The sequence below is a fragment of the Sphingomonas sp. CFBP 13714 genome, assembly GCF_014842205.1.
Taxonomy (GTDB): domain Bacteria; phylum Pseudomonadota; class Alphaproteobacteria; order Sphingomonadales; family Sphingomonadaceae; genus Sphingomonas; species Sphingomonas aerolata.
In genome coordinates, this window is record NZ_JACYVG010000001.1 from 826,200 (window position 1) to 846,471 (window position 20,272).

Below are 20,272 nucleotides of genomic sequence, written 5' to 3' on the forward strand. Positions count from 1 at the left end.
CTGCTTTCGCGATTGATCGAAGCCGGGTCAACGCAGGCTGAACATCGCGTGCAGCTTGCAGACAGGTGCGATCCTGGTCATGTCTGACATTTGGCTGCGCGGCGTGCCGGGGGGCTTGAGCACGGTGATCTATTTATATAATACAGCTGGCGAGTGGTCCGGCGGATTCGGGTCGGGACGGGGATAGCGCGCGCATGAACTACGAAGCCAGGACGATCGGCGGCGAGCCGCAGCAGGTGCTGACGGATCAGACGCCGCCGTCGCATACCCGTCGCAACATCATCATCGCGGTGGTCGTCATCCTCGTGGCGCTGGCCATCGCCTGGTTCGCGTTCGGATCGGGCAAGAAGGATGCAGCGGCGCCCGGCGCACCGACCGAGCAGATCCCGAGCGTCACCGTCATCGTGCCCGGCCGCCAGACCGTCGACCGGGTGATCGCCGCGACCGGTACGCTGGCCGCGCGGCGCGAAATGCCCGTCGGCGTCGCGGGCGAGGGCGGCATGATCACGCGCGTGCTGGTCGAGCCTGGCCAGTGGGTCGCGGCGGGGCAGGTGCTCGCGACGGTCGATCGCTCGGTCCAGACCGAGACCGCGGCATCGCTGTCGGCATCCGTAACCGTGGCGCGGTCGGACGAGACGATCGCGCAGGCGGAGCTCGACCGCGCGCAGCAGCTGGTCGATCGTGGGTTCATCTCGAAGGCGGATCTCCAGCGCAAGGCGGCGACGCGTGATGCGGCGGCGGCGCGCGTGAAGGTGGCGCAGGCGTCGCTCGGCGAGGCCCGCGCGCGCAACGGGCGACTCGACATCCGTGCACCGGCCGCCGGCCTCGTGCTGACCCGCGGCGTCGAGCCCGGGCAGATCGTCAGCTCGGGGACCGGCGTGCTGTTCCGCATGGCGATGGGCGGACAGATGGAAATGCGCGCAGCGCTGGCCGAAAGCGATCTGCTCGGCTTGCCGGTGGGGGCGCGCGCGACCGTCACGCCGGTCGGTTCGGCCAAGGGGTATAAGGGAGAGGTCTGGCAGGTGTCGCCGGTGATCGACCCGCAGACGCGCCAGGGCGTCGCGCGAATCGCGCTCGCCTATGATCCGGCGCTGCGCCCGGGCGGGTTCGCCGCGGCGTCGATCGTCGGTGGCGCGACGGTCGCGCCGCAGCTTCCCGACTCGGCGTTGCAGAGCGACGACAAGGGCAGTTTCGTGTATGTTGTCGGTCCCGACGACAAGGTGGTGCGCCGCGACGTGAAGATCGGTCAGGTTTCCGACAGTGCGGTGACGATCGCAGGCGGGCTGCAGGGCAACGAACGCGTCGTCCAGTCGGCCGGCGGGTTCCTCGCACCGGGGCAGAAGGTCAAGCCTGTGACCAAGGCGACGACCAGCGCGACGACGACACCCACCAGTATCAAACGGGGCTGACGCACCATGGGTTTCCGCAACATCTCGGCTTGGGCGATCCGCAACCCGGTACCGCCGATCGTGCTGTTCCTCGCGCTGACGCTGGCGGGAATCGTCAGCTTCATGCGGATGGACGTGAACAACGATCCGGATATCGACTTCCCGATCGCGATCGTCGTCATCAGCCAGCCGGGCGCGGCGCCCACCGAACTGGAAACCCAGGTCACGCAGCGGGTCGAGGCGGCGGTGCGGACGCTGCAGGGCATCGACCAGATCAGCTCGACGGTCACCGAAGGCACGTCGCAGACGGTCATCCAGCTCAATATCGGCACGCCGATCGACCGCGCGGTCAACGACGTTCGCGACGCGATCGCGCAGATCCGCGGCGACCTGCCCGAAGGTATCCTCGAGCCGCAGGTGTTCCGCGCCAACACCACCGATGAGGATATCGCGAGCTATTCCGCGATCGCCAGCGACATGACGGTCGAACAGCTCAGCTGGTACATCGACAATACCGTGGCCAAGGAGCTGCTGTCGGTATCGGGGCTTGCCGCGGTCAACCGCAATGGCGGGGTGAGCCGCGAGATTCGCGTGATCCTCGATCCCGTCAAGCTGCAGAGCCAGGGGCTGACCGCGAGCCAGGTCAACGCGCAGCTGCGTCAGGTCAATCTGAACGCGGCGGGCGGCCGCGCGGAGATCGCTGGATCCGAACAGTCGGTCCGCGTGCTCGGCAATGCCAAGAACGCCTATGACCTTGGCCAGACGCAGATTTCGGTCGGCGGGCGGACCGTGCGGCTGGCGGACATCGCGCAGGTCCGCGACCTTTATGCCGAACAGCGGACCGCGGCGGCGATCAACGGTCGCCAGGTCATCAGCTTCGACTTCCAGCGTGCCAAGGGCGCGTCCGACGTCACCGTGTTCAACGATGCGGTCAAGAAGCTGGAGGCGCTGGAGAAGCGCAACCCGGCAGTGCATTTCGTACTGCGCTCGAACAGCGTGAAATATACCGAGGAGCAATATCACAGCGCAATCGATGCGATGATCGAGGGCGCGGTGCTCGCGGTGATCGTGGTGTTCCTGTTCCTGCGCGACTGGCGCGCGACGATCATCTCCGCGCTCGCCATTCCGCTGTCGGCGATTCCCGCCTTCTGGTTCATGGACCTGCTCGGCTTCACGCTGAACCAGATGACGCTGCTCGCGCTCAGCCTGGTCGCGGGCGTGCTGGTCGACGACGCGATCGTCGAGATCGAGAACATCGTCCGGCACATGCGGATGGGAAAATCCGCCTATCAGGCGTCGATCGACGCCGCCGACGAGATCGGGCTGGCGGTGCTCGCGACGACGATGTCGATCGTCGCGGTGTTCCTGCCCGTCGGGCTGATGCCGGGTATCTCGGGCCAGTTCTTCAAGAATTTCGGTCTGACCGTGGTCGCCTCGGTGCTGATGAGTCTCGCGGTCGCGCGTCTGATCACGCCGATGATCGCGGCCTATTTCCTGAAGGCGCACGGCACCGCCAGCCACGGCGAAGGCAAGCTGATGGACTGGTACATGGCGTCGCTGCGCTTCACGCTGCGGCACCGCTGGTTGCCGGTCGTCGCGGGTGCGGCGGCGACCGCGATCACGATCGCGATGTTCTTCGTCCTGCCCTCGACCTTCCAGCCGCCGCGCGACAGCGACACCAGCACCGCGACGATCGACATGGTCCCCGGCACGACGCTGGCGCAGACTCAGGCGGTCGTGACCCGGGTCGCGAGCATCCTCCAGGCGCAACCCGATGTCGCATCGGTCTATGCCCGCACCGCGGTCGGCAATGGCCGCGTCACCGCGACGCTCAAGGACGATCGCTCGATGAAGAGCACCGCGTTCGAGCGGAGTCTCGCACCGCAGCTCGCGGCGATCCCCGATGCGCGTGTGTCGTTCCGGTCGCAGTTCGGCTGGGGCGGCAGCAATCGCGACGTGACGATCACGCTGGGCGGCGACGACCCGGTCAAGCTCGACGCGACCGCGCAGAAGATCGTGACCGAGATGGCGAAACTGCCCTCGCTCGTCGCACCGCGCGTCGCTGGCAACCTGCAGCGTCCTGAAATCGTCATCCGACCGCGGCTCGATCTCGCCGCCAATCTCGGCGTGACGACGCAGGGCCTGTCGAGTGCGATCCGCATCGCGACGCTGGGCGATATCGACCAGAACAGCGCACGCTTCTCGCTCAGCGATCGCCAGATCCCGATCCGCGTCGCGCTCGACCAGAATGCGCGGACGAGCCTCGCGACGATCCAGAACCTGCCGGTCGCCACCGCGACGGGCGGATCGGTGCCGCTCAGCCTCGTCGCGGATATCGGGCTGGGCTCGGGGCCGACCAAGATCGACCGCGTCAACCAGCAGCGCCAGCTGTCGATCGGCGCGGATCTCGCGCCTGGCGTGATCAGCGGCGATGCGCAGAAGCAGATCCATGCGCTGCCGACGATGAACGCGCTGCCGATCGGGGTGAGCGAACTCGTCCTTGGCCAGGCCAAGTGGCAGGCCGAGATGATCAGCAACTTCATCGTCGCGGTGGTGGCCGGCGTGCTGCTCGTCTTCGCGGTGCTGGTGCTGCTCTACCGCCGTCTGTTGCCGCCGTTCGTCAACATGGGGTCGCTGATCCTCGCGCCGCTCGGCGGGCTGCTCGCCTTGTGGGTGACGGGTCATCCGATCTCGATGCCGGTCTATATCGGGCTGCTGATGCTGCTCGGGATCGTCGCGAAGAACTCGATCCTGCTGATCGATTTTGCGCTCGAGGAGATGGGCAAGGGCGTCGATATCTGGACGGCGATCGTCGATGCCGGGCACAAGCGCGCGCAGCCGATCGTCATGACCACGGTAGCGATGGTCGCGGGCATGGTGCCGACCGCGCTGTCGATCGGCGGCGACGGATCGTTCCGCGCGCCGATGGGCATCACCGTGATCGGCGGTCTGGTGATGTCGACCGTGCTGACACTGCTGATCGTGCCGGCGACGTTCAGCATCGCGGTCGGGATCGAGCGCTGGGCGGGGCCACGACTGGGTCGTCGTCTGCTCACCTTCCGGCCCGGCGACGACGGCGCGGAAGTGGTCGGGATCGCCGGCCCCAACGCACCTGCGCTCGGGCCGGCATCGCCCAAGATCGGCTTTCGCGACGGCGATGGCGGGACACAGCCGGCGGAATGATCGCCGGCGTGACACCTCACGGGTGAACTATCCCTGCGCTCGGGGATTGTTTCGGACATGACATCGAATTCCCGCGTGCGCCTGGCCAAGGAAGCGACCAACCCGGCTCTCATTCGCATGCGGATCGTCGCGACTGGGTTGCTGGTGCTGATGGCGGTCGTGTTCCTGGTCAGCCGCGCGCTGGTCGACCGGCATCCTGCGATCGGCTTCGTCCGGGCCTTTGCCGAGGCAGCGATGGTCGGCGGGCTGGCGGACTGGTTTGCAGTCACCGCGCTGTTCCGCCATCCGCTCGGGCTGCCGATCCCGCACACCGCGATCATCCCGCGGAACAAGGACCGGATCGGCGACACGCTCGCAATATTCCTGCGCGACAACTTCCTGCTGCCCTCGGTCATCTCGCGCCGGATGCGTCGGCTCGACGTCGCGGGCGCGATCGCACACTGGCTGACCGATCCGCCCGAAGGGGCAGGGGGGCGGTTCCGGTCAGGCGCGTCGAAGCTGGTCGCGCAGATTCTCGAAGGCCTCGACCCCGCGCGGCTCGGCGGTATGGTGAAGGCCGGCATCCGCGCCAAGCTGCGCCAGACCGAGATATCGCCGATCCTCGGCCAGTTGCTCAAGGCGGCGATCGCCGAACGTCGTCACGCCCCGTTGCTCGAGGCGGCGATCCGCTGGGCATCGGTCACGCTGGCCGCGAACGACCATCTCGTCCGGGCGATGGTGCATGAGAAGTCGGGTTCGATCCTGCGCTGGACGGGGCTCGACACCACGGTCGCGGACAAGCTGATCAACGGGTTCGACCGCCTGCTTGCCGAGATGGCGGAGGATCCGCAGCACCCGTTGCGGCTGAAGGCAGAGGAGGCGCTCGAGCGGCTGGCCTGGGACCTCCAATATGACCGCCGCATGCGCGAGCGGGTCGAGGCGATGAAGAACGACCTGCTCGACAACCCCGCGATGCAGCGCTGGCTCGACGGTCTGTGGGAGCAGGCGCGCGGCGCGCTGCTGGCGATCGCGCGCGATCCCGAGCGGGCGATGGCGGGCAAGCTGGGCGACGTGCTGCGCCAGCTCGGCGAGACACTGCTCCACGATCCGCGCCTGTCGCATACGATCAACCGGTTCGTCCGCCGCGCGGTCGTCGGCATCGCGGCGGATTATGGCGACGGGATCGTCCGGCTCGTGTCGGAGACGGTGCGCGGCTGGGATGCGGAGACGATCACCAGCCGGCTGGAGAATGCGGTGGGTCGCGACCTGCAATATATCCGCGTCAATGGCACGATCGTGGGCGGCCTCGTCGGCCTGGTGATCCACACCGTCGACCGGATCCTCTAGTCGCCCCGGTTATCGCTCCCAGTCGGGCATTGGCCAGCCCTTTGCCTTTGCCAGAAGGCGGAGCGGGCCATGCGCGTTGACCGCGAACGGCTCGTCGGCCCAGGCAAAGGTCGGCGCATCGGAGACATGGTCCGAATAGAAGCGGACATGCGCATCGTGCCGCGCGATCCCCTCACGCGCCATCCAGCGCTCGATCATCGCGAGCTTGGCGGGGCCGTAGCAATTCTCGCCGTCGATGCCGGCGAGCAGATGGCCGTTCGCGTCGCGCAGGCTCTCGGTACCGATCACCGCATCGAAGCCGAGCCGCTCGGCGATCGACTCGACATAGAAGCGGTAGGAGGCGGTCGCCATCACCAGCCTGTATCCCGCCGCGCGATCCGCCTCGATCTGGCGGAGCGCGGCGGCGAAGACGCCGTCGCGCATCACGCGGTCGGCGAACGCCTCGGCGGCACGACGCTCCTGCTCCGGGGTCAGCGTCTTGCCGAGCATCATCCGCTGCATGATGTGCTTCAGGCGGCCCCGGCTCATCAGCTTGGCGAGATACCCCGCCGCCGCGAGCGCCGCGACCGGCACCAGCGCGAGTCGCCACGGCGCGCCGCCGGTCCGCGTGGTGTGGATCAGGAACGGCGTCCAGGTCGGCGCGTGCGTGATCGTCTTGTCCATGTCGTAGATGGCGAGAAGCTGGGTCATTGGGCCGGCTTACACAGCATTCGTCTTGCCGATCCAGTCCGTTTGCCGCAAAGGTGCCGCCGATGAGCGCGATGGCCGATTTTCAGCAGGACGGTGCCGACACGGGTACGCTTCGCTTCACCGGCGATCTGTCGCTCGCCAACATCGGAAATCTTCCCGATCGGCTCGAGGCGGTCGATGCTGCGTCGATCAAGCGGGTCGATCTGAGCCAGGTCGACCGGATCGACACGATCGGCGCCTGGATCGTTCACCGCTTCGCCGCACGCAACGACGCGACGATCGACGGGCTCGATGCCGACGGCCAGAATCTGTTCGATCAGGTCGTCGCCTCCGACCAGCCGCTGGCGGCACGCGGCAAGCCGGTTGGTTCGGTAAAGCGCGTGCTGGGCGAGATCGGCGACGCGGTCGTGCTGACCGGCCGGACGATGCTCGGCCTGCTCGCCTTTCTGGGCGCGACGACGATCGCCTTCGGCAGCGTCATTCGCCACCCCAAGCGTTTCCGTTTCAACGCGGTCGTTCAGCGGTTCGAGGTCGTCGGCATCGCCGCACTCGGCATCGTCGGGCTGATGAGCTTCCTGATCGGCGTCGTCATCGCGCAGCAGGGCGCGGTCCAGCTCCGCCAGTTCGGCGCAGAGGTGTTCACGATCAACTTGGTCGGGCGTCTGACGCTGCGCGAACTCGGCGTGCTGATGACCGCGATCATGGTCGCGGGCCGGTCGGGCTCCGCCTTTGCCGCGCAGCTCGGCACGATGAAGCTGACCGAAGAGATCGACGCGATGCGGACGATCGGGGTGTCGCCGATGGAGGCGCTGGTCCTGCCGCGCGTGCTGGCGGCGATCGTGATGATGCCGTTGCTCGCCTTCTATGCGTCGCTGATCGCGATCATCGGCGGTGGGCTGCTCTGCTGGATCCAGCTCGGCATCCCGCCCGTCACCTTCATCGCCCGGATCCGTGAGGTCGTGCCGATCACCGATCTGTACATCGCGCTGATCAAGGCCCCGGTGTTCGGGGCGATCATCGCGGTCGCGGGCTGTTTCCAGGGCATGCAGGTCGAGGCTGACGCCGAACAGGTCGGGCTGCGCACGACCTCGGCGGTGGTGCAGGGCATCTTCCTCGTCATCGTGCTCGACGCGTTCTTCGCGGTATTCTTCACCTGGATCGGCTGGGACTAATGGCCCGCAAGACTGACGACAGCATCATCTCCGTAAAGGGGCTGAGGAACGAGTTCGGCGATTCGGTCGTGCATGACGGCCTCGACCTCGACGTCCGGCGTGGCGAGATTCTCGGCGTGGTCGGCGGGTCGGGGACCGGCAAGTCGGTGCTGATGCGCTCGATCATCGGCCTGCAGACGCCCGCCGAAGGCGCGATCACGGTGTTCGGCGAATCGAATATCGGCCGCGAGGAGACCGAGGCGACCGAGATCCGCAAGCGCTGGGGTGTGCTGTTCCAGGGCGGTGCGCTGTTCTCGACGCTGACCGTCGCCGAAAATGTCGAAGTGCCGCTGCGCGAATTCTATCCCGACCTGCCGCCCGCGCTGCTCGCCGAGATCGCGGCGTACAAGGTCGTGATGACCGGCCTGCCCGCGGATGCCGCGAACAAGTTTCCCGCCGAACTGTCGGGCGGCATGAAGAAGCGCGCCGGGCTCGCCCGCGCGCTCGCGCTCGACCCCGAGCTGCTGTTCCTCGACGAACCGACCGCCGGGCTCGACCCGATCGGCGCGGCGGCGTTCGATTCGCTGACGCAGTCGTTGCAGAAGACGCTGGGCCTGACCGTCTTCCTGATCACGCACGACCTCGATACGCTCTACGCGATCTGCGACCGTGTCGCGGTGCTCGCCGACAAGAAGGTGATCGCGGTCGGCACGATCGACGAACTGCTCGCGCTCGACCATCCGTGGATCGAGGAATATTTCAAGGGGCCGCGCGGCCGCGCCGCGGTGGCGACCAAGGAGGCGCATCGCAGCGCCGACGCGGTCGCCGATGCCCACCCGACCGAAGTCCAGTCCAAGCAGTCCGCGCCGGACGACGCCGACGCGACATATGCCGAGAAAGAAGCAAGGACGCTCTGATGGAAACCCGTTCGAACCATGTCCTTGTCGGCGCCGTCGTGCTGATCCTGCTGGCGATGCTCGCATTGTTCACCGTGTGGATCGCGCGGCTCGGCGGCACGGAAGAGAAGGAATATGACATCTTCTTCCGCCAGTCGGTCGATGGTCTGGCGCGCGGGTCCGCCGTTACCTTTTCAGGTGTGCCGTCGGGACAGGTGAAGTCGATCTCGCTGTGGAAGAACGACCCGCAGTTCGTCCGCGTCCGCATCAGCGTGAACGAGGAGACGCCCGTGCTCCAGGGGACGACCGCGTCGATCTCTGGCGTCGGGTTCACCGGCGTCAGCCAGGTGTCGCTCGATGGCGCGCGCAAGGGTGCGCCCGCGGTCGGCTGCCCCGATTCGAACGGCCAGCCATGCCCGTATGGCGTGCCGGTCATCCCGACCAAGCAGGGTGGCCTTGGCGCGATCCTCAATTCGGCACCGCAGCTGCTCGAGCGTCTGTCGACGCTGACCGAGCGGCTGACCGGGCTGCTGACCGATCGCAACCAGGCGTCGATCGCCGGGATCCTCGAGAACACCAATCGCCTGACCGATGCGCTGGCCGATCGCGGGCCGGAAATCGCCGCGACGCTGGCACAGACGCGGGTTGCGATCCAGCAGGCGGGCGATGCCGCACAGCAGTTCGGCGTGCTCGCGCAGACCACCAACGGGGTGCTGTCCGAAGACGTGAAACCGGCGATGGCCAATCTGAACAAGGCGATCCAGTCGGCACAGACCAGCGCCGAAACGCTGAACGCGGCGATCGGCGATGCGCGGCCCGGGCTACAGGCCTTCTCGAAGACGACCATTCCCGAAGCCAACCGCCTCGTCCACGATCTGCGCACCACCGCCGCGGCGCTGTCCTCGGTTGCCGAACGTGTCGACCAGCAGGGGGCAGGCTCGCTCGTCGGGCAGCAGAAGCTTCCGGACTATAAGGGTAAGTGATGACCGCCATGAAGACACCGCTGTTCATCCTCCTCGCGGCCTTGCCGCTCAGCGCCTGCATCAGCTTTGGTGCCGCCCCGCCGCCGACCCTGCTGACGCTGACGACGCAGTCCGCGGTCGCGGTCGGGCAGAACCAGAATTCGGCGACGTCGAAGTCGATCACGCTGCAGGTGCCGACGGTGCCGCAGGCGCTGGCGACCGCGCGCGTGCCGGTGCAGGCGACCGCGACTTCAATCGCCTATGTGAAGGACGCGCAATGGGCCGAGCCGCCCGCGCGGCTGTTCGCGCGACTGATGTCCGACACGGTCGCCGCGCGCACCGGGATGGTCGTGCTGTCGACGGTCCAGGCGGTCGGCGATCCAAGTGCAATGCTGGGCGGGGAACTTCGCAATTTCGGGCTCGACGCGACGACGCGCGAGGCGGTCGTGACGTTCGATGCCTCACTGACGCGGGCAGGGATGCAGTCGGTCGAGAAGCGTCGCTTCGAGGCGCGTGTCCCGGTCGCGGCGATCGATGCACCGTCCGCGGCGGCGGGGATCAACACCGCGGCCAATAGCGTCGCACAGCAGGTCGCGGACTGGGTCGGCCGCCCGCGCTGAGCCCGGGTCAGCCTTCGGGCTGATCCGCCTGCGCGAGCATCGCCTCCGCTTCGGCGAGGTGGAGTCGTTCGACCATCTCACCGTTCAGGCGGATCGCGCCCTTGTCAGCCGTGGCGCCGTCCGCGAACGCGTCGACTATTGTCCGAGCCCAGGCAAGCTGGTCGGGGGTGGGGCCGAACGCGATATTTGCCGCCGCGATCTGCGCCGGATGGATGAGCGTCTTGCCGTCATAGCCCAGGCCTGCGCCCTGTTCGGCTTCCACCGCGAGGCGCGCCGGATCGTCGAGCGCGTTGCAGACGCCGTCCAGCGCCACCAGCCCGGCCGCGCGTGCGGCCGTCACGATCGCCATCAGCGCGGGAATGAGTGGCGTTCGATCGACGCCCGGGCGGCAGCGCAGCTCCTTGGCGAGGTCGTTGGTGCCGGCAATCAGCGCGGTGAGCCGCGATCCCGCGGCCGCACGAGCGATCGCCGGTAGTTCGAGCACGCCGCCACAAGTCTCGATCATCGCCCAGATCGGCGGCCCGTCCGTACCCAATGCTCCGCGGACGGCGGCAAGATCGACACCGCCGGAGATCTTGGGCACGAGCACCGCATCGACGCAGAGACCGCGCAGGGCGGTGATGTCGTCGGCGCCCCATGGGGTATCGAGCGCGTTGATCCGCACCACCAGTTCGCGCGTGCCGAAACCCCCCGTGCCGACCTCGGCTACGACACGGTCGCGCGCCGTCGCCTTCTCGTCGGGCGCCACCGCATCCTCGAGGTCGAGGATCACGACGTCGCAGGCCAGACTGCGGGCCTTGGCGATGGCGCGGGGGTTAGAGGCGGGCATGTAGAGCGCGCTGCGGCGACGGCGAAGGGTCATGACGCCCAGCCTAGAAGACTATGGCCGGGGTTTGAACCCCGGCCCGCCTGCCGCGGGGTGACGCGATCAGGTGACGACGTCGGGTGCGCTGCGGCCGGTATGCTGCGCGATCCCCGCGATCGATTCGGCCGCCGCGACGATGCTCGCCAGCATGTCGCCGGTTTCGCGGTCGAGATCACCGCCGACGGGCTCATAGCGTTCGAGATAGACGCGCAGCGTCGCGCCGGTGGTGCCGGTGCCCGAGAGACGGAACACGACGCGGCTGCCGCCTGCGAACAGGATGCGGACGCCCTGGTTGCGGCTGATCGAGCCGTCGGTCGGGTCGGTATAGGCGAACTCGTCCGCGGTCTCGACGGTGAGGTCGCCGAACTGCTTGCCGGGCAGGGTCGCGAGGCTGGCGCGCAACGCGGCCATCAGCGCGTCGGCGCGCGGCGTCTCGATGCCCTCATAATCGTGGCGCGCGTAATAGTTGCGGCCGAACTTCGCCCAGTGATCGCGCGCGATGGCATCGACGCTCTCGCCGCGGACCGCGAGGATGTTGAGCCACAGGAGCACCGCCCAGAGCCCGTCCTTCTCGCGGACATGATCGGACCCGGTCCCGGCGCTTTCCTCGCCGCAGATCGTCGCCATGCCGGCATCGAGCAGATTGCCGAAGAACTTCCAGCCGGTCGGCGTCTCGTACGCAGGAATGCCCAGAGCCTCGGCAACGCGGTCGGCAGCCGCGCTGGTCGGCATCGAGCGGGCAATGCCCTTGAGGCCACCGGCATAACCCGGGGCGAGGTGCGCGTTTGCCGCCAGCATCGCGAGGCTGTCCGACGGGGTCACGAAGCGGTGGCGGCCGATGATCAGATTGCGGTCGCCATCGCCATCCGATGCCGCACCGAAATCGGGGGCGTCGGGCGCCATCATCGTCTCGTACAGCTCATGCGCGTGGACGAGATTGGGGTCGGGATGATGCCCGCCGAAATCGGGCAGTGGGGTGCCGTTGCGCACCGTGCCCGCGGCAAAGCCCAGCCGGCGTTCGAGGATCTCTGTCGCATAAGGCCCGGTGACCGCGCTCATCGCGTCGAACGCCATCGTCAGCCTGGCGGCGCGGATCGCGTCGAAGTCGAACAGCGTCTCCATCAGCGCAGCATAGTCCTCGACCGGATCGACGACCTCGACGGGCATGTCGCCGACCATGACCTCACCGTCCTGGTCGAGATCGATGTCGGCCGCGTCGACGGTCAGCCAGCGGTCGATCTCGAGCGTCCGTGCGTTGATCGCGTCGGTGATCGATTCAGGCGCGGGACCGCCATTGGCGATGTTGTACTTGATCCCGAAATCCTCGTTGGGACCGCCGGGATTGTGGCTGGCGGACAGAACCAGCCCGCCGATCGCGCCACGTTTGCGGATCATGTGGCTGGCGGCGGGCGTCGACAGGATGCCGCCACGCCCGACGATCACGCGGCCAAAGCCGTTCGCGGCGGCCATGCGGATTGCGACCTGGATCACCTCGCGGTTGAGAAAGCGGCCGTCGCCACCAATCACCAACGTCGCGCCGGCCTTGTCCTCGACCACGTCGAACACCGACTGGACGAAGTTTTCAGCATAATTGGCCTGCTGGAAGACCTTCACCTTCTTGCGCAGACCCGATGTGCCCGGCTTCTGGTCGGTATAAGGCGTGCTAGTAACGGTACGGATCATGTAGGCTCCACAAGGCTCGAATACAGGGTCGCATAACGCCGGCCACTCTCGTCCCACGAGAAGTCCGCGCGCATCGCATTGCGCTGCAACATGGCCCAGCGATCGGGGCGTGCATAGAGCGCGATCGTTCGGCGCAGCGCATGGCTGAGCGCGTCGGGCGTGATGCCGTCATGCTGGATACCGGTTGCGACGCCCGCGGCGACCGCCGCCTCGTTCGCGTCGATCACCGTGTCGGCCAGCCCGCCGGTGCGCGCGACGACGGGGATGCAGCCATAGGCCAGCCCGTAAAGCTGAGTCAGGCCGCAGGGTTCGAAGCGCGACGGGATCAGGATCGCATCGGCACCCGCCTGAAGCAGATGAGAGACCGGCTCGTCATAGCCGATGCGAACGCCGACCCGGCCGGGATGCCGCTCGGCGGCGGCGAGAAAGGCGTGTTCCAGCCCGCTATCGCCCGACCCGAGCAGTGCGAGCCGGCCGCCGAGCGCCACCAGCTCGTCGATCGCCGCGACGAGGACGTCCATGCCCTTTTGCCAGGTGAGCCGGCTGATGACGGTGAAGATCGGGCCGTCGCCGGTGTCGAGGCCGTACAGCGTCTCGACCGCGCGCTTGTTGATGCGGCGGCGGGTGAGCGTGCGCGCGGTGTAGCGCGACGGCAGCGCGGCATCGGTGGCGGGGTTCCAGACCGCGGGATCGATGCCGTTGACGATGCCCGTCAGCCGATCGGCACGGACGTTGATCAGCCCTTCGAGGCCCATGCCGAATTCGCCGCGACGGATCTCGGCGGCATAGGTCGGGCTGACCGTGGTGATCGCATCAGCAGCCTCGAGCCCGGCCTTCAGGAAACCGACGCCGCCATAATATTCGATCCCGTCGAGCGCGAACGCCGCGTCGGGCAGCGCGAGGTCGGCGAAGATCTCCGCGCCATAGCGGCCCTGGAAGGCGATGTTGTGGATCGTGACGATCGTCTTTGCCGGCGCACCCGGCCCGGGGGCGTAGCGCAGATAGGCGGGCGCCATCGCTGCCTGCCAGTCATGCGCATGGAGGATGTCGAAATGCTGGCCATCGACAACGCCCGAGGCGAGGTCGGCGGCGGCCCGGCTGAACGCGGCAAAGCGCAGCCAGTTGTCGACCCAGTCGGCGCCGGTCGTGTCGCCATACGGACCGCCGCCTCGCGCGAACAGGCCGGGCGCGTCGAGGATCAGCAGCGGGTGGTCGCCGATGCTAGCCGCGAGGATCCGCGCCTCGACGCCGAGCAGGTCGGTGTAGCGGTGGGCGACCTTTGCCGTCCGCATGACCGCGGCGAGCGCGGGATAGCCGGGAAGGAAGGTCGTCATCGCCACGCCGTGATGCGCGAGCGCCGCCGGCAGCGCGCCGACGACATCCGCAAGGCCACCGGTCTTGATCAACGGATAGGCTTCTGACGCTACCGAGAGAACACGCATCAGCCGGGCCCCTGTCCTGATCGAGAAAGCGTCGTATACACCCTCACGCGATCAGCCGGTCGATCATGGATTTGGTTACGAGCACCACGCCGCTGTCGGTACGGCGGAAACGCTGCGCGTCGAGTTCGGCATCCTCGCCGACGACGAGGCCGTCGGGAATGACGACGCCGCGATCGACCACGACCTTCGACAGGCGCGCGCCGCGGCCGATCTCGCAATGCGGCAGGATCACCGCCTGATCGAGCATCGAATAGCTGTGCGCACGCGTGCCCGTGAAGATCAGGCTGCGGTGGATCGACGATCCCGAGATGATGCAGTCGCCCGAAACCAGGCTCGACACCGCTTCGCCGCGGCGTCCGTCGTCGGCATGGACGAACTTGGCGGGCGGGGTGACCTCCGAATAGGTCCAGAGCGGCCAGCTGCGGTCATAGAGGTCGAGCTTGGGCACCACGTCGGTGAGGTCGATATTGGCCTCCCAATAGGCGTCGACCGTGCCGACGTCGCGCCAATAGGCCTCGACCTCGCTGCCCGAGCGGACGCAGCTGTCGGAGAAGCGATGTGCGACCGCCTTGCCGTGCTTGACGAGGTAGGGGATGATGTCCTTGCCGAAATCGCGTGCGGATCCCGGCGTCTCCGCATCGCGGCGCAGTTCGTCGAACAGCAGCTTGGTGTGGAAGACGTAGATCCCCATCGACGCCAGCGCGATGTCCGGATTGCCCGGGATCGCGGGCGGATCGGCCGGCTTCTCGACGAACGCGGTGACATTGTCATGCTCGTCGACTGCCATCACGCCGAAGCCGACCGCCTCCATGCGCGGCACTTCGAGGCAGGCGATCGTGACGTCCGCACCGGTCTCGCAATGCTGTTGCAGGATCAGCTCGTAATCCATCTTGTAGATGTGATCGCCGGCCAGGATGACCATGTATTCGGGCGCGTGGCTCTCGATGATGTCGATATTCTGGTAGACCGCGTCGGCGGTGCCCTCATACCATTGGAACTCGCTGATCCGCTGCGACGCGGGCAGGATGTCGAAGCTCTCATTGCGTTCGGAGCGCAGGAAGTTCCAGCCGCTCTGAAGATGGCGGATCAGCGAATGCGCCTTGTACTGAGTCGCGACGCCGATCCGGCGGATGCCCGAGTTGATCGCATTCGACAGCGCGAAATCGATGATCCGCGCCTTGCCGCCGAAATACACCGCGGGTTTTGCGCGGGTATCGGTCAGTTCCATCAACCGACTGCCGCGACCACCGGCCAGCACATACGCCATTGCGTCGCGCGCCAGTGGCTGTCCCCGCCGTTCAACCATGTCCGTCTCTCCCTAATCGTCCGCCGTATAACGCCCCGTTACCCGCGGCTTGTTCCGTCTCAGCCCTCAAACTCGAGCATGATCGTCGCGAGCGGGGGCAAGGTGACCCACGCCGCGCCGTCCTCCGCGACCACGCCGCCGAGATTGCCAAGCCCGCTGCCCCAATATTCATGCGCGTCGCTGTTGATGATCTCGCACCAGCGGCCGTCGAGTGGCAGCGGGATGCGGTAAGGCGCGCGCGCGATCGGCGTCATGTTGGCGATGACGGCAACGGGCTTCGCGCCGGGTGCCTTGCGCAGCCAGGCGAAGACCGAATTGGCGGCATCGTCGGCGATCAGCCACTCGAAGCCGTCGGCTTCGCAGTCGCGCGCGTGGAGCGCGGGCTTGTCGCGATAGACCGTGTTGAGGTCGCGGACGAGGTTGCGGATGCCCTCATGGCTGCGGCTGTTGCGCAGGCACCAGTCGAGCGCGCGACCTTCGGACCATTCGCGGCGCTGCGCGAATTCCTGCCCCATGAAGAGCAGCTTCTTGCCCGGATAGCCCCACATGAACGCATAATAGGCACGCAGGTTCGCGAATTGCTGCCAGTCGTCGCCGGGCATCTTGGTCAGCAGCGAGCCCTTGCCATGCACGACCTCGTCATGGCTGAGCGGCAGGACGAAATTCTCGCTGAACGCATAGACGAGTCCGAAATTGATCTCGCCGTGATGGTGCTTCCGGTGCAGCGGATCGCGCGCCATGTACTGGAGCGTGTCATGCATGAAGCCCATGTTCCACTTGAACCCGAAGCCCAGGCCACCACTCTTGCCGTCGTCGCCGACGGGGACGGAGACACCCGGCCAGGAGGTCGATTCCTCGGCGATCGTGAAGATGCCGGGGTGCTGGCCATACACCGCGCGGTTCATGTCCCGCAGGAACGCGACCGCCTCCCAGTTCTCGCGCCCGCCGGTGTCGTTGGGAATCCATTCGCCCGCCTCGCGCGAATAATCGCGGTACAGCATTGACGCGACCGCATCGACGCGAAGCCCGTCGATATGATAGCGCTCAGCCCAGAACAGCGCGTTGTTGACGAGGAAGGACGACACCTCGCGCCGCCCGAAATTGTAGATCGCGGTGTTCCAGTCGGGGTGGAAGCCGAGCCGCGGATCCTCATGTTCGTAGAGCGCGGTACCGTCGAAATGCGCGAGCCCGAACGCGTCGGTCGGGAAGTGCGCAGGAACCCAGTCGAGCAGCACGCCGATCCCCGCCAGATGCGCGCCGTCGACGAACCGCGCGAACCCCTCGACATCGCCGAACCGCGCGGACGGCGCATAGAGCCCGGTGGTCTGATAGCCCCAGCTCGGATCATAGGGATGTTCGCTGATCGGCATGAACTCGATGTGCGTGAAGCCCATCTCGACCACGTACGGGATCAACCGGTCGGCGAGCGCATCCCAGGTCAGGAACCAGCCCTCGGCATCGCGGTCCCATGATCCTGCATGCACCTCGTAGATGCTGATCGGCACGCGGCGTGGATCGACCGAGGCCCAGTGTTTGCGGTGGCTCGTATCCGCCCATTCGTGCGCGAGCGTGCGGGTGATCGACGCGGTCGCGGGACGCAGTTCGCTGGCAAAGGCGAAGGGATCGGCCTTCAGCGGCTGGAGCCGGCCATCGGGACCGACGATCTCGTATTTATACGCGCGATATTCGGCGATGTCGGGGATGAAGATCTCCCAGACGCCGACGTCGCCGCGCCTGCGCATCGCGTGGCGGCGGCCGTCCCAGTCGTTGAAGTCGCCGACCACCGAGACGCGCTGCGCATTGGGGGCCCAGAGCGCGAAATGCACGCCCGGCGCGCCTTCGTGCTCGATCAGGTGCGCGCCCAACTTGTCATGGAGGCGGTGGTGATTGCCCTCCGCCATCAGCAGGTCGTCGATCGGGCCGAGCACCGGGCCGAAGCTGTACGGGTCGGTCACCCACCAGTCCGTGCCGCCGCCCTCGGCGTGATATTTCACCGGCTGCGGATCGCCGTCGATCGGCCCTTCGAACAGGCCGCGATCGTCGATCCGGGGGAGCGTGCCGAGCGTCTTGCCGTCGAGCGCATGCGCCTCAGCGGTCGTCGCACCCGGCAGCCACGCGCGCGCGAACGTGCCGCCAGGGCCGGCATGCACGCCGAGCAGCGAGAAGGGATCGTCGTGACGCCCCTCCAGCAGGGCAACGATGGCGCCTTCGGGTGGCTTCACATTACCGTCCAGATATCGCGGGCATATTCACGGATCGTCCGGTCCGACGAGAACCAGCCCACGCGCGCGACGTTGCGCACGGTCGAGGCGACCCACGCGTCGCGATCGTTCCAGCGCGTGTCGACGCTGCGCTGCGCGGTGGCATAGCTGTCGAAATCAGCGGCGAGCATGAACCAGTCGCCCTCGTACAGCCCGCCCATCAGCCCGGCGTAGCGCTGACGATCATCGGGCGAGAACACGCCCGAGGCGATCGCCGAGACCGCCTGGCAGAGCTCTTTCGACCCGTCGATCACGCTGCGCGGATCATAGCCCGATGCGCGCTTCGCTTCGACCTCGTCCGCGGTCATCCCGAAGATGAAGATGTTGTCGTCGCCGACCCGGTCCTTGATCTCGATATTCGCGCCGTCGAGCGTGCCGATGGTCAGCGCGCCGTTCATTGCGAACTTCATGTTGCCGGTGCCCGACGCCTCGAGCCCGGCGGTCGAGATCTGTTCGCTGAGATCGGCGGCGGGGATGATCTGCTCCGCGAGCGACACATTATAGTTGGGCAGGAATGCTACCTTGAGCAGTCCGCCCACCGACGGATCAGAATTGATCCGCCGCGCGACGTCGTTCGCCAGTTTGATGACGAGTTTCGCATTGTGATAGCTCGACGCCGCCTTACCCGCGAACAGCTTCACGCGGGGCGTCCAGTCGCGTTCGGGATGGCTGCGGATCTGGTCGTACAGCGCGACCGTCTCGATGATGTTGAGCAACTGGCGCTTATATTCGTGAATGCGCTTGATCTGCACGTCGAACAGCGCGTCGGGGTCTATGCGCAGCCCCATGCTGTCCTTGATATGATTTGCCAATGCCACCTTGTTCGAACGCTTCACCGCCCAAAACCGCTCCCTGAACGCGGGATCGTCGGCAAAAACATCGAGATCGATCAGCCGTTCGGCATCATCGAGGAAGCCGTCGCCGATCGCGTCGCGGATCAGCGTGGTGAGGCCCGGGTTGCACTGTTGAAGCCAGCGGCGCGGGGTGATCCCGTTGGTCTTGTTGTTGATCCGCGTCGGATAGAGGCGGTGGAGATCCGCGAAGACCGTCTTCTTCATCAGCTGCGTATGGAGTGCTGCGACGCCATTGACGCTGTGCGATCCGGCAAAGGCGAGGTTCGCCATCCGCACGCGCCGCTCGCCACCCTCGTCGATCAGGCTGATCGCGGCGATCGCGCGGTCGTCTATCCCTGTGACCCCGCGTGCCTCGCGCAGCAGCCTTGCGTTGATCGCGTAGACGATCTGCATGTGGCGCGGCAGCAGGCGCTCGAACAGCGGCAGCGGCCAGCTCTCCAGCGCCTCGGGCAGCAGCGTGTGGTTGGTGTAGCCGAAGGTCGCGCGCGTGATCTTCCACGCCTCGTCGAACGCGAATTCGTGATGATCGATCAGCAGCCGCATCAGCTCGGCGACCGACACCGCGGGGTGCGTGTCGTTCAGCTGGATCGCAGCCTTGTCGGGCAGCGTGCGGATGTCGCCGAAATACTGGATGTGGCGGCGGACGATGTCCTGGATCGAGGCGGACGAGAAGAAATACTCCTGCCGCAGCCGCAACTCCTGCCCCGCGGCGGTCGAATCATTGGGATAGAGCACGCGCGTGAGCGTCTCGGCGCGGAGCTGGTCCGCAAGCGCACCAGAAAAGTCGCCCGCGTTGAACCGGTCGAGCTTGATCGGATCGAACGCGCGCGCGGTCCACAGTCGCAGCGTGTTGACGTGTTCGCCGCGCCAGCCGACGACGGGGGTGTCGACCGCCATCGCCTCGACCGCCTCGGCGGGACTCCAGTGAACCTGACCGCTGTCGGTCGCGATGACTTCGCCGCCGAAGCCGATGAAATAGGCGCTCTCGCGGCGTTCGAACTCCCAGGGATTGCCGTGCGCGAGCCAGCTTTCGGGCATCTCGACCTGCCAGCCATCGTCGATCCGCTGGCGGAACATGCCGTTCACATAGCGGATGCCATAGCCGTAAGCAGGGAGCGCGAGGCTCGCCATGCTCTCCATGAAGCACGCCGCCAGCCGCCCGAGGCCGCCATTGCCGAGTGCTGCGTCGGGCTCGATCTCCTCGAGCGCGGCAAGATCGACGCCGTGCAGCGCGAGCGCCCGCGATACCTCGCCGCTGCGTTGCAGGTTGGTCACCGCATCGCGCAGCAGCCGGCCGATCAGGAATTCGAGGCTGAGATAATAGACGCGCTTGGCGCCCGCCGCATGCGCCGCCTTGGTCGATGCCATCCAGCGTTCGACGATGTCGTTGCGCACCGTCAGGATCGTCGCCGCGAGCCAGTCGTGCGGAAGCGCGGCCTGCGCATCCTTGCCGATCCGGTGGACGAGCGTGTCGAGGATCGAATCGGCCAGCGTCTGGACGGAGCGCTGCAGGGCGGGGTTTGCGGTCACGCGAATTCCGGATCTCGTTGTCGTCACCGGTGATCCTAGCCGCGCGGACACCTTTGTCACGCGGACTTGCGAGGTCGCGGGACGCGATCGGCCAGTTAGCCGTACATCCCCTGAT

14 protein-coding genes are annotated in these 20,272 nt (G+C 66.9%); 7 read left to right on the forward strand and 7 right to left on the reverse strand.

The genetic code is table 11. The features are described from left to right. Nucleotides 1–194: 194 nt before the first annotated feature. Genes IFT54_RS04020 through IFT54_RS04030 form a run of 3 tightly spaced genes read left to right on the forward strand, consistent with a single transcriptional unit; the run spans nt 195 to nt 5,897 of the window. Nucleotides 195–1,409: an efflux RND transporter periplasmic adaptor subunit gene (locus IFT54_RS04020; protein WP_107930422.1), complete on the forward strand. Its 1,215-nt coding sequence runs from the start codon at nt 195–197 to the stop codon at nt 1,407–1,409. A gap of 6 nt (nt 1,410–1,415) precedes the next feature. After that, a complete protein-coding gene (locus IFT54_RS04025; RefSeq protein WP_031440559.1) occupies nt 1,416–4,571 on the forward strand; it encodes an efflux RND transporter permease subunit in 3,156 nt (1,051 codons plus the stop codon). 57 nt (nt 4,572–4,628) lie between these two features. Then, entirely contained in the window at nt 4,629–5,897 is a 1,269-nt protein-coding gene (locus IFT54_RS04030) for a DUF445 domain-containing protein (protein WP_244648505.1), read from the forward strand. Between the two features lie 9 nt (nt 5,898–5,906). Here the strand turns inward: IFT54_RS04030 and IFT54_RS04035 are convergent, their stop codons facing one another. Continuing rightward, nucleotides 5,907–6,587, reverse strand: coding sequence for an HAD family hydrolase (locus IFT54_RS04035; protein ID WP_192069629.1), 681 nt, complete (start codon nt 6,585–6,587; stop codon nt 5,907–5,909). A gap of 62 nt (nt 6,588–6,649) precedes the next feature. On the opposite strand from IFT54_RS04035, the gene IFT54_RS04040 reads away from it, so the two are divergent. Genes IFT54_RS04040 through IFT54_RS04055 form a run of 4 tightly spaced genes read left to right on the forward strand, consistent with a single transcriptional unit; the run spans nt 6,650 to nt 10,216 of the window. Further along, nucleotides 6,650–7,759 carry an ABC transporter permease gene (locus tag IFT54_RS04040; RefSeq protein WP_031396263.1) on the forward strand — a complete coding sequence of 370 codons (1,110 nt, stop codon included), beginning with the start codon at nt 6,650–6,652 and terminating at the stop codon, nt 7,757–7,759. Beyond that, nucleotides 7,759–8,655: an ABC transporter ATP-binding protein gene (locus tag IFT54_RS04045; RefSeq protein ID WP_031396264.1), complete on the forward strand. Its 897-nt coding sequence runs from the start codon at nt 7,759–7,761 to the stop codon at nt 8,653–8,655. The genes IFT54_RS04040 and IFT54_RS04045 overlap by 1 nt, the downstream gene beginning before the upstream one ends. Further along, the gene (locus tag IFT54_RS04050) at nt 8,655–9,617 is read left to right on the forward strand and encodes an MlaD family protein (RefSeq protein WP_031396265.1); all 963 of its coding nucleotides are present in this window, start codon (nt 8,655–8,657) and stop codon (nt 9,615–9,617) included. Before IFT54_RS04045 ends, IFT54_RS04050 begins: the two co-directional genes overlap by 1 nt. 8 nt (nt 9,618–9,625) lie before the next feature. Next, on the forward strand, nt 9,626–10,216 hold the full coding sequence (locus IFT54_RS04055; RefSeq protein ID WP_081874269.1) for an ABC-type transport auxiliary lipoprotein family protein: 591 nt from the start codon (nt 9,626–9,628) through the stop codon (nt 10,214–10,216). A 7-nt stretch (nt 10,217–10,223) separates the two neighbouring features. On the opposite strand, the gene IFT54_RS04060 is transcribed toward IFT54_RS04055, so the two are convergent. The 6 genes from IFT54_RS04060 to IFT54_RS04085 form a co-directional block, all read right to left on the reverse strand. After that, nucleotides 10,224–11,078, reverse strand: a complete 855-nt coding sequence (locus IFT54_RS04060; protein WP_192069630.1) for an HpcH/HpaI aldolase/citrate lyase family protein — start codon at nt 11,076–11,078, stop codon at nt 10,224–10,226. Between the two features lie 66 nt (nt 11,079–11,144). Beyond that, nucleotides 11,145–12,764 carry an alpha-D-glucose phosphate-specific phosphoglucomutase gene (locus IFT54_RS04065; protein ID WP_192069631.1) on the reverse strand — a complete coding sequence of 540 codons (1,620 nt, stop codon included), beginning with the start codon at nt 12,762–12,764 and terminating at the stop codon, nt 11,145–11,147. Continuing rightward, nucleotides 12,761–14,206: a glycogen synthase GlgA gene (gene glgA, locus IFT54_RS04070; protein WP_192069632.1), complete on the reverse strand. Its 1,446-nt coding sequence runs from the start codon at nt 14,204–14,206 to the stop codon at nt 12,761–12,763. The genes IFT54_RS04065 and glgA overlap by 4 nt, the downstream gene beginning before the upstream one ends. A gap of 43 nt (nt 14,207–14,249) precedes the next feature. Next, entirely contained in the window at nt 14,250–15,512 is a 1,263-nt protein-coding gene (gene glgC, locus IFT54_RS04075) for a glucose-1-phosphate adenylyltransferase (protein WP_031396272.1), read from the reverse strand. 59 nt (nt 15,513–15,571) lie between these two features. After that, complete coding sequence (gene glgB / locus IFT54_RS04080) at nt 15,572–17,734, reverse strand: 1,4-alpha-glucan branching protein GlgB (RefSeq protein ID WP_192069633.1); 2,163 nt, start codon at nt 17,732–17,734, stop codon at nt 15,572–15,574. Beyond that, nucleotides 17,731–20,157 (reverse strand): glycogen/starch/alpha-glucan phosphorylase, encoded by a 2,427-nt coding sequence (locus IFT54_RS04085; RefSeq protein WP_342354757.1) that lies wholly within the window; start codon nt 20,155–20,157, stop codon nt 17,731–17,733. Before IFT54_RS04085 ends, glgB begins: the two co-directional genes overlap by 4 nt. Nucleotides 20,158–20,272: the final 115 nt, after the last annotated feature.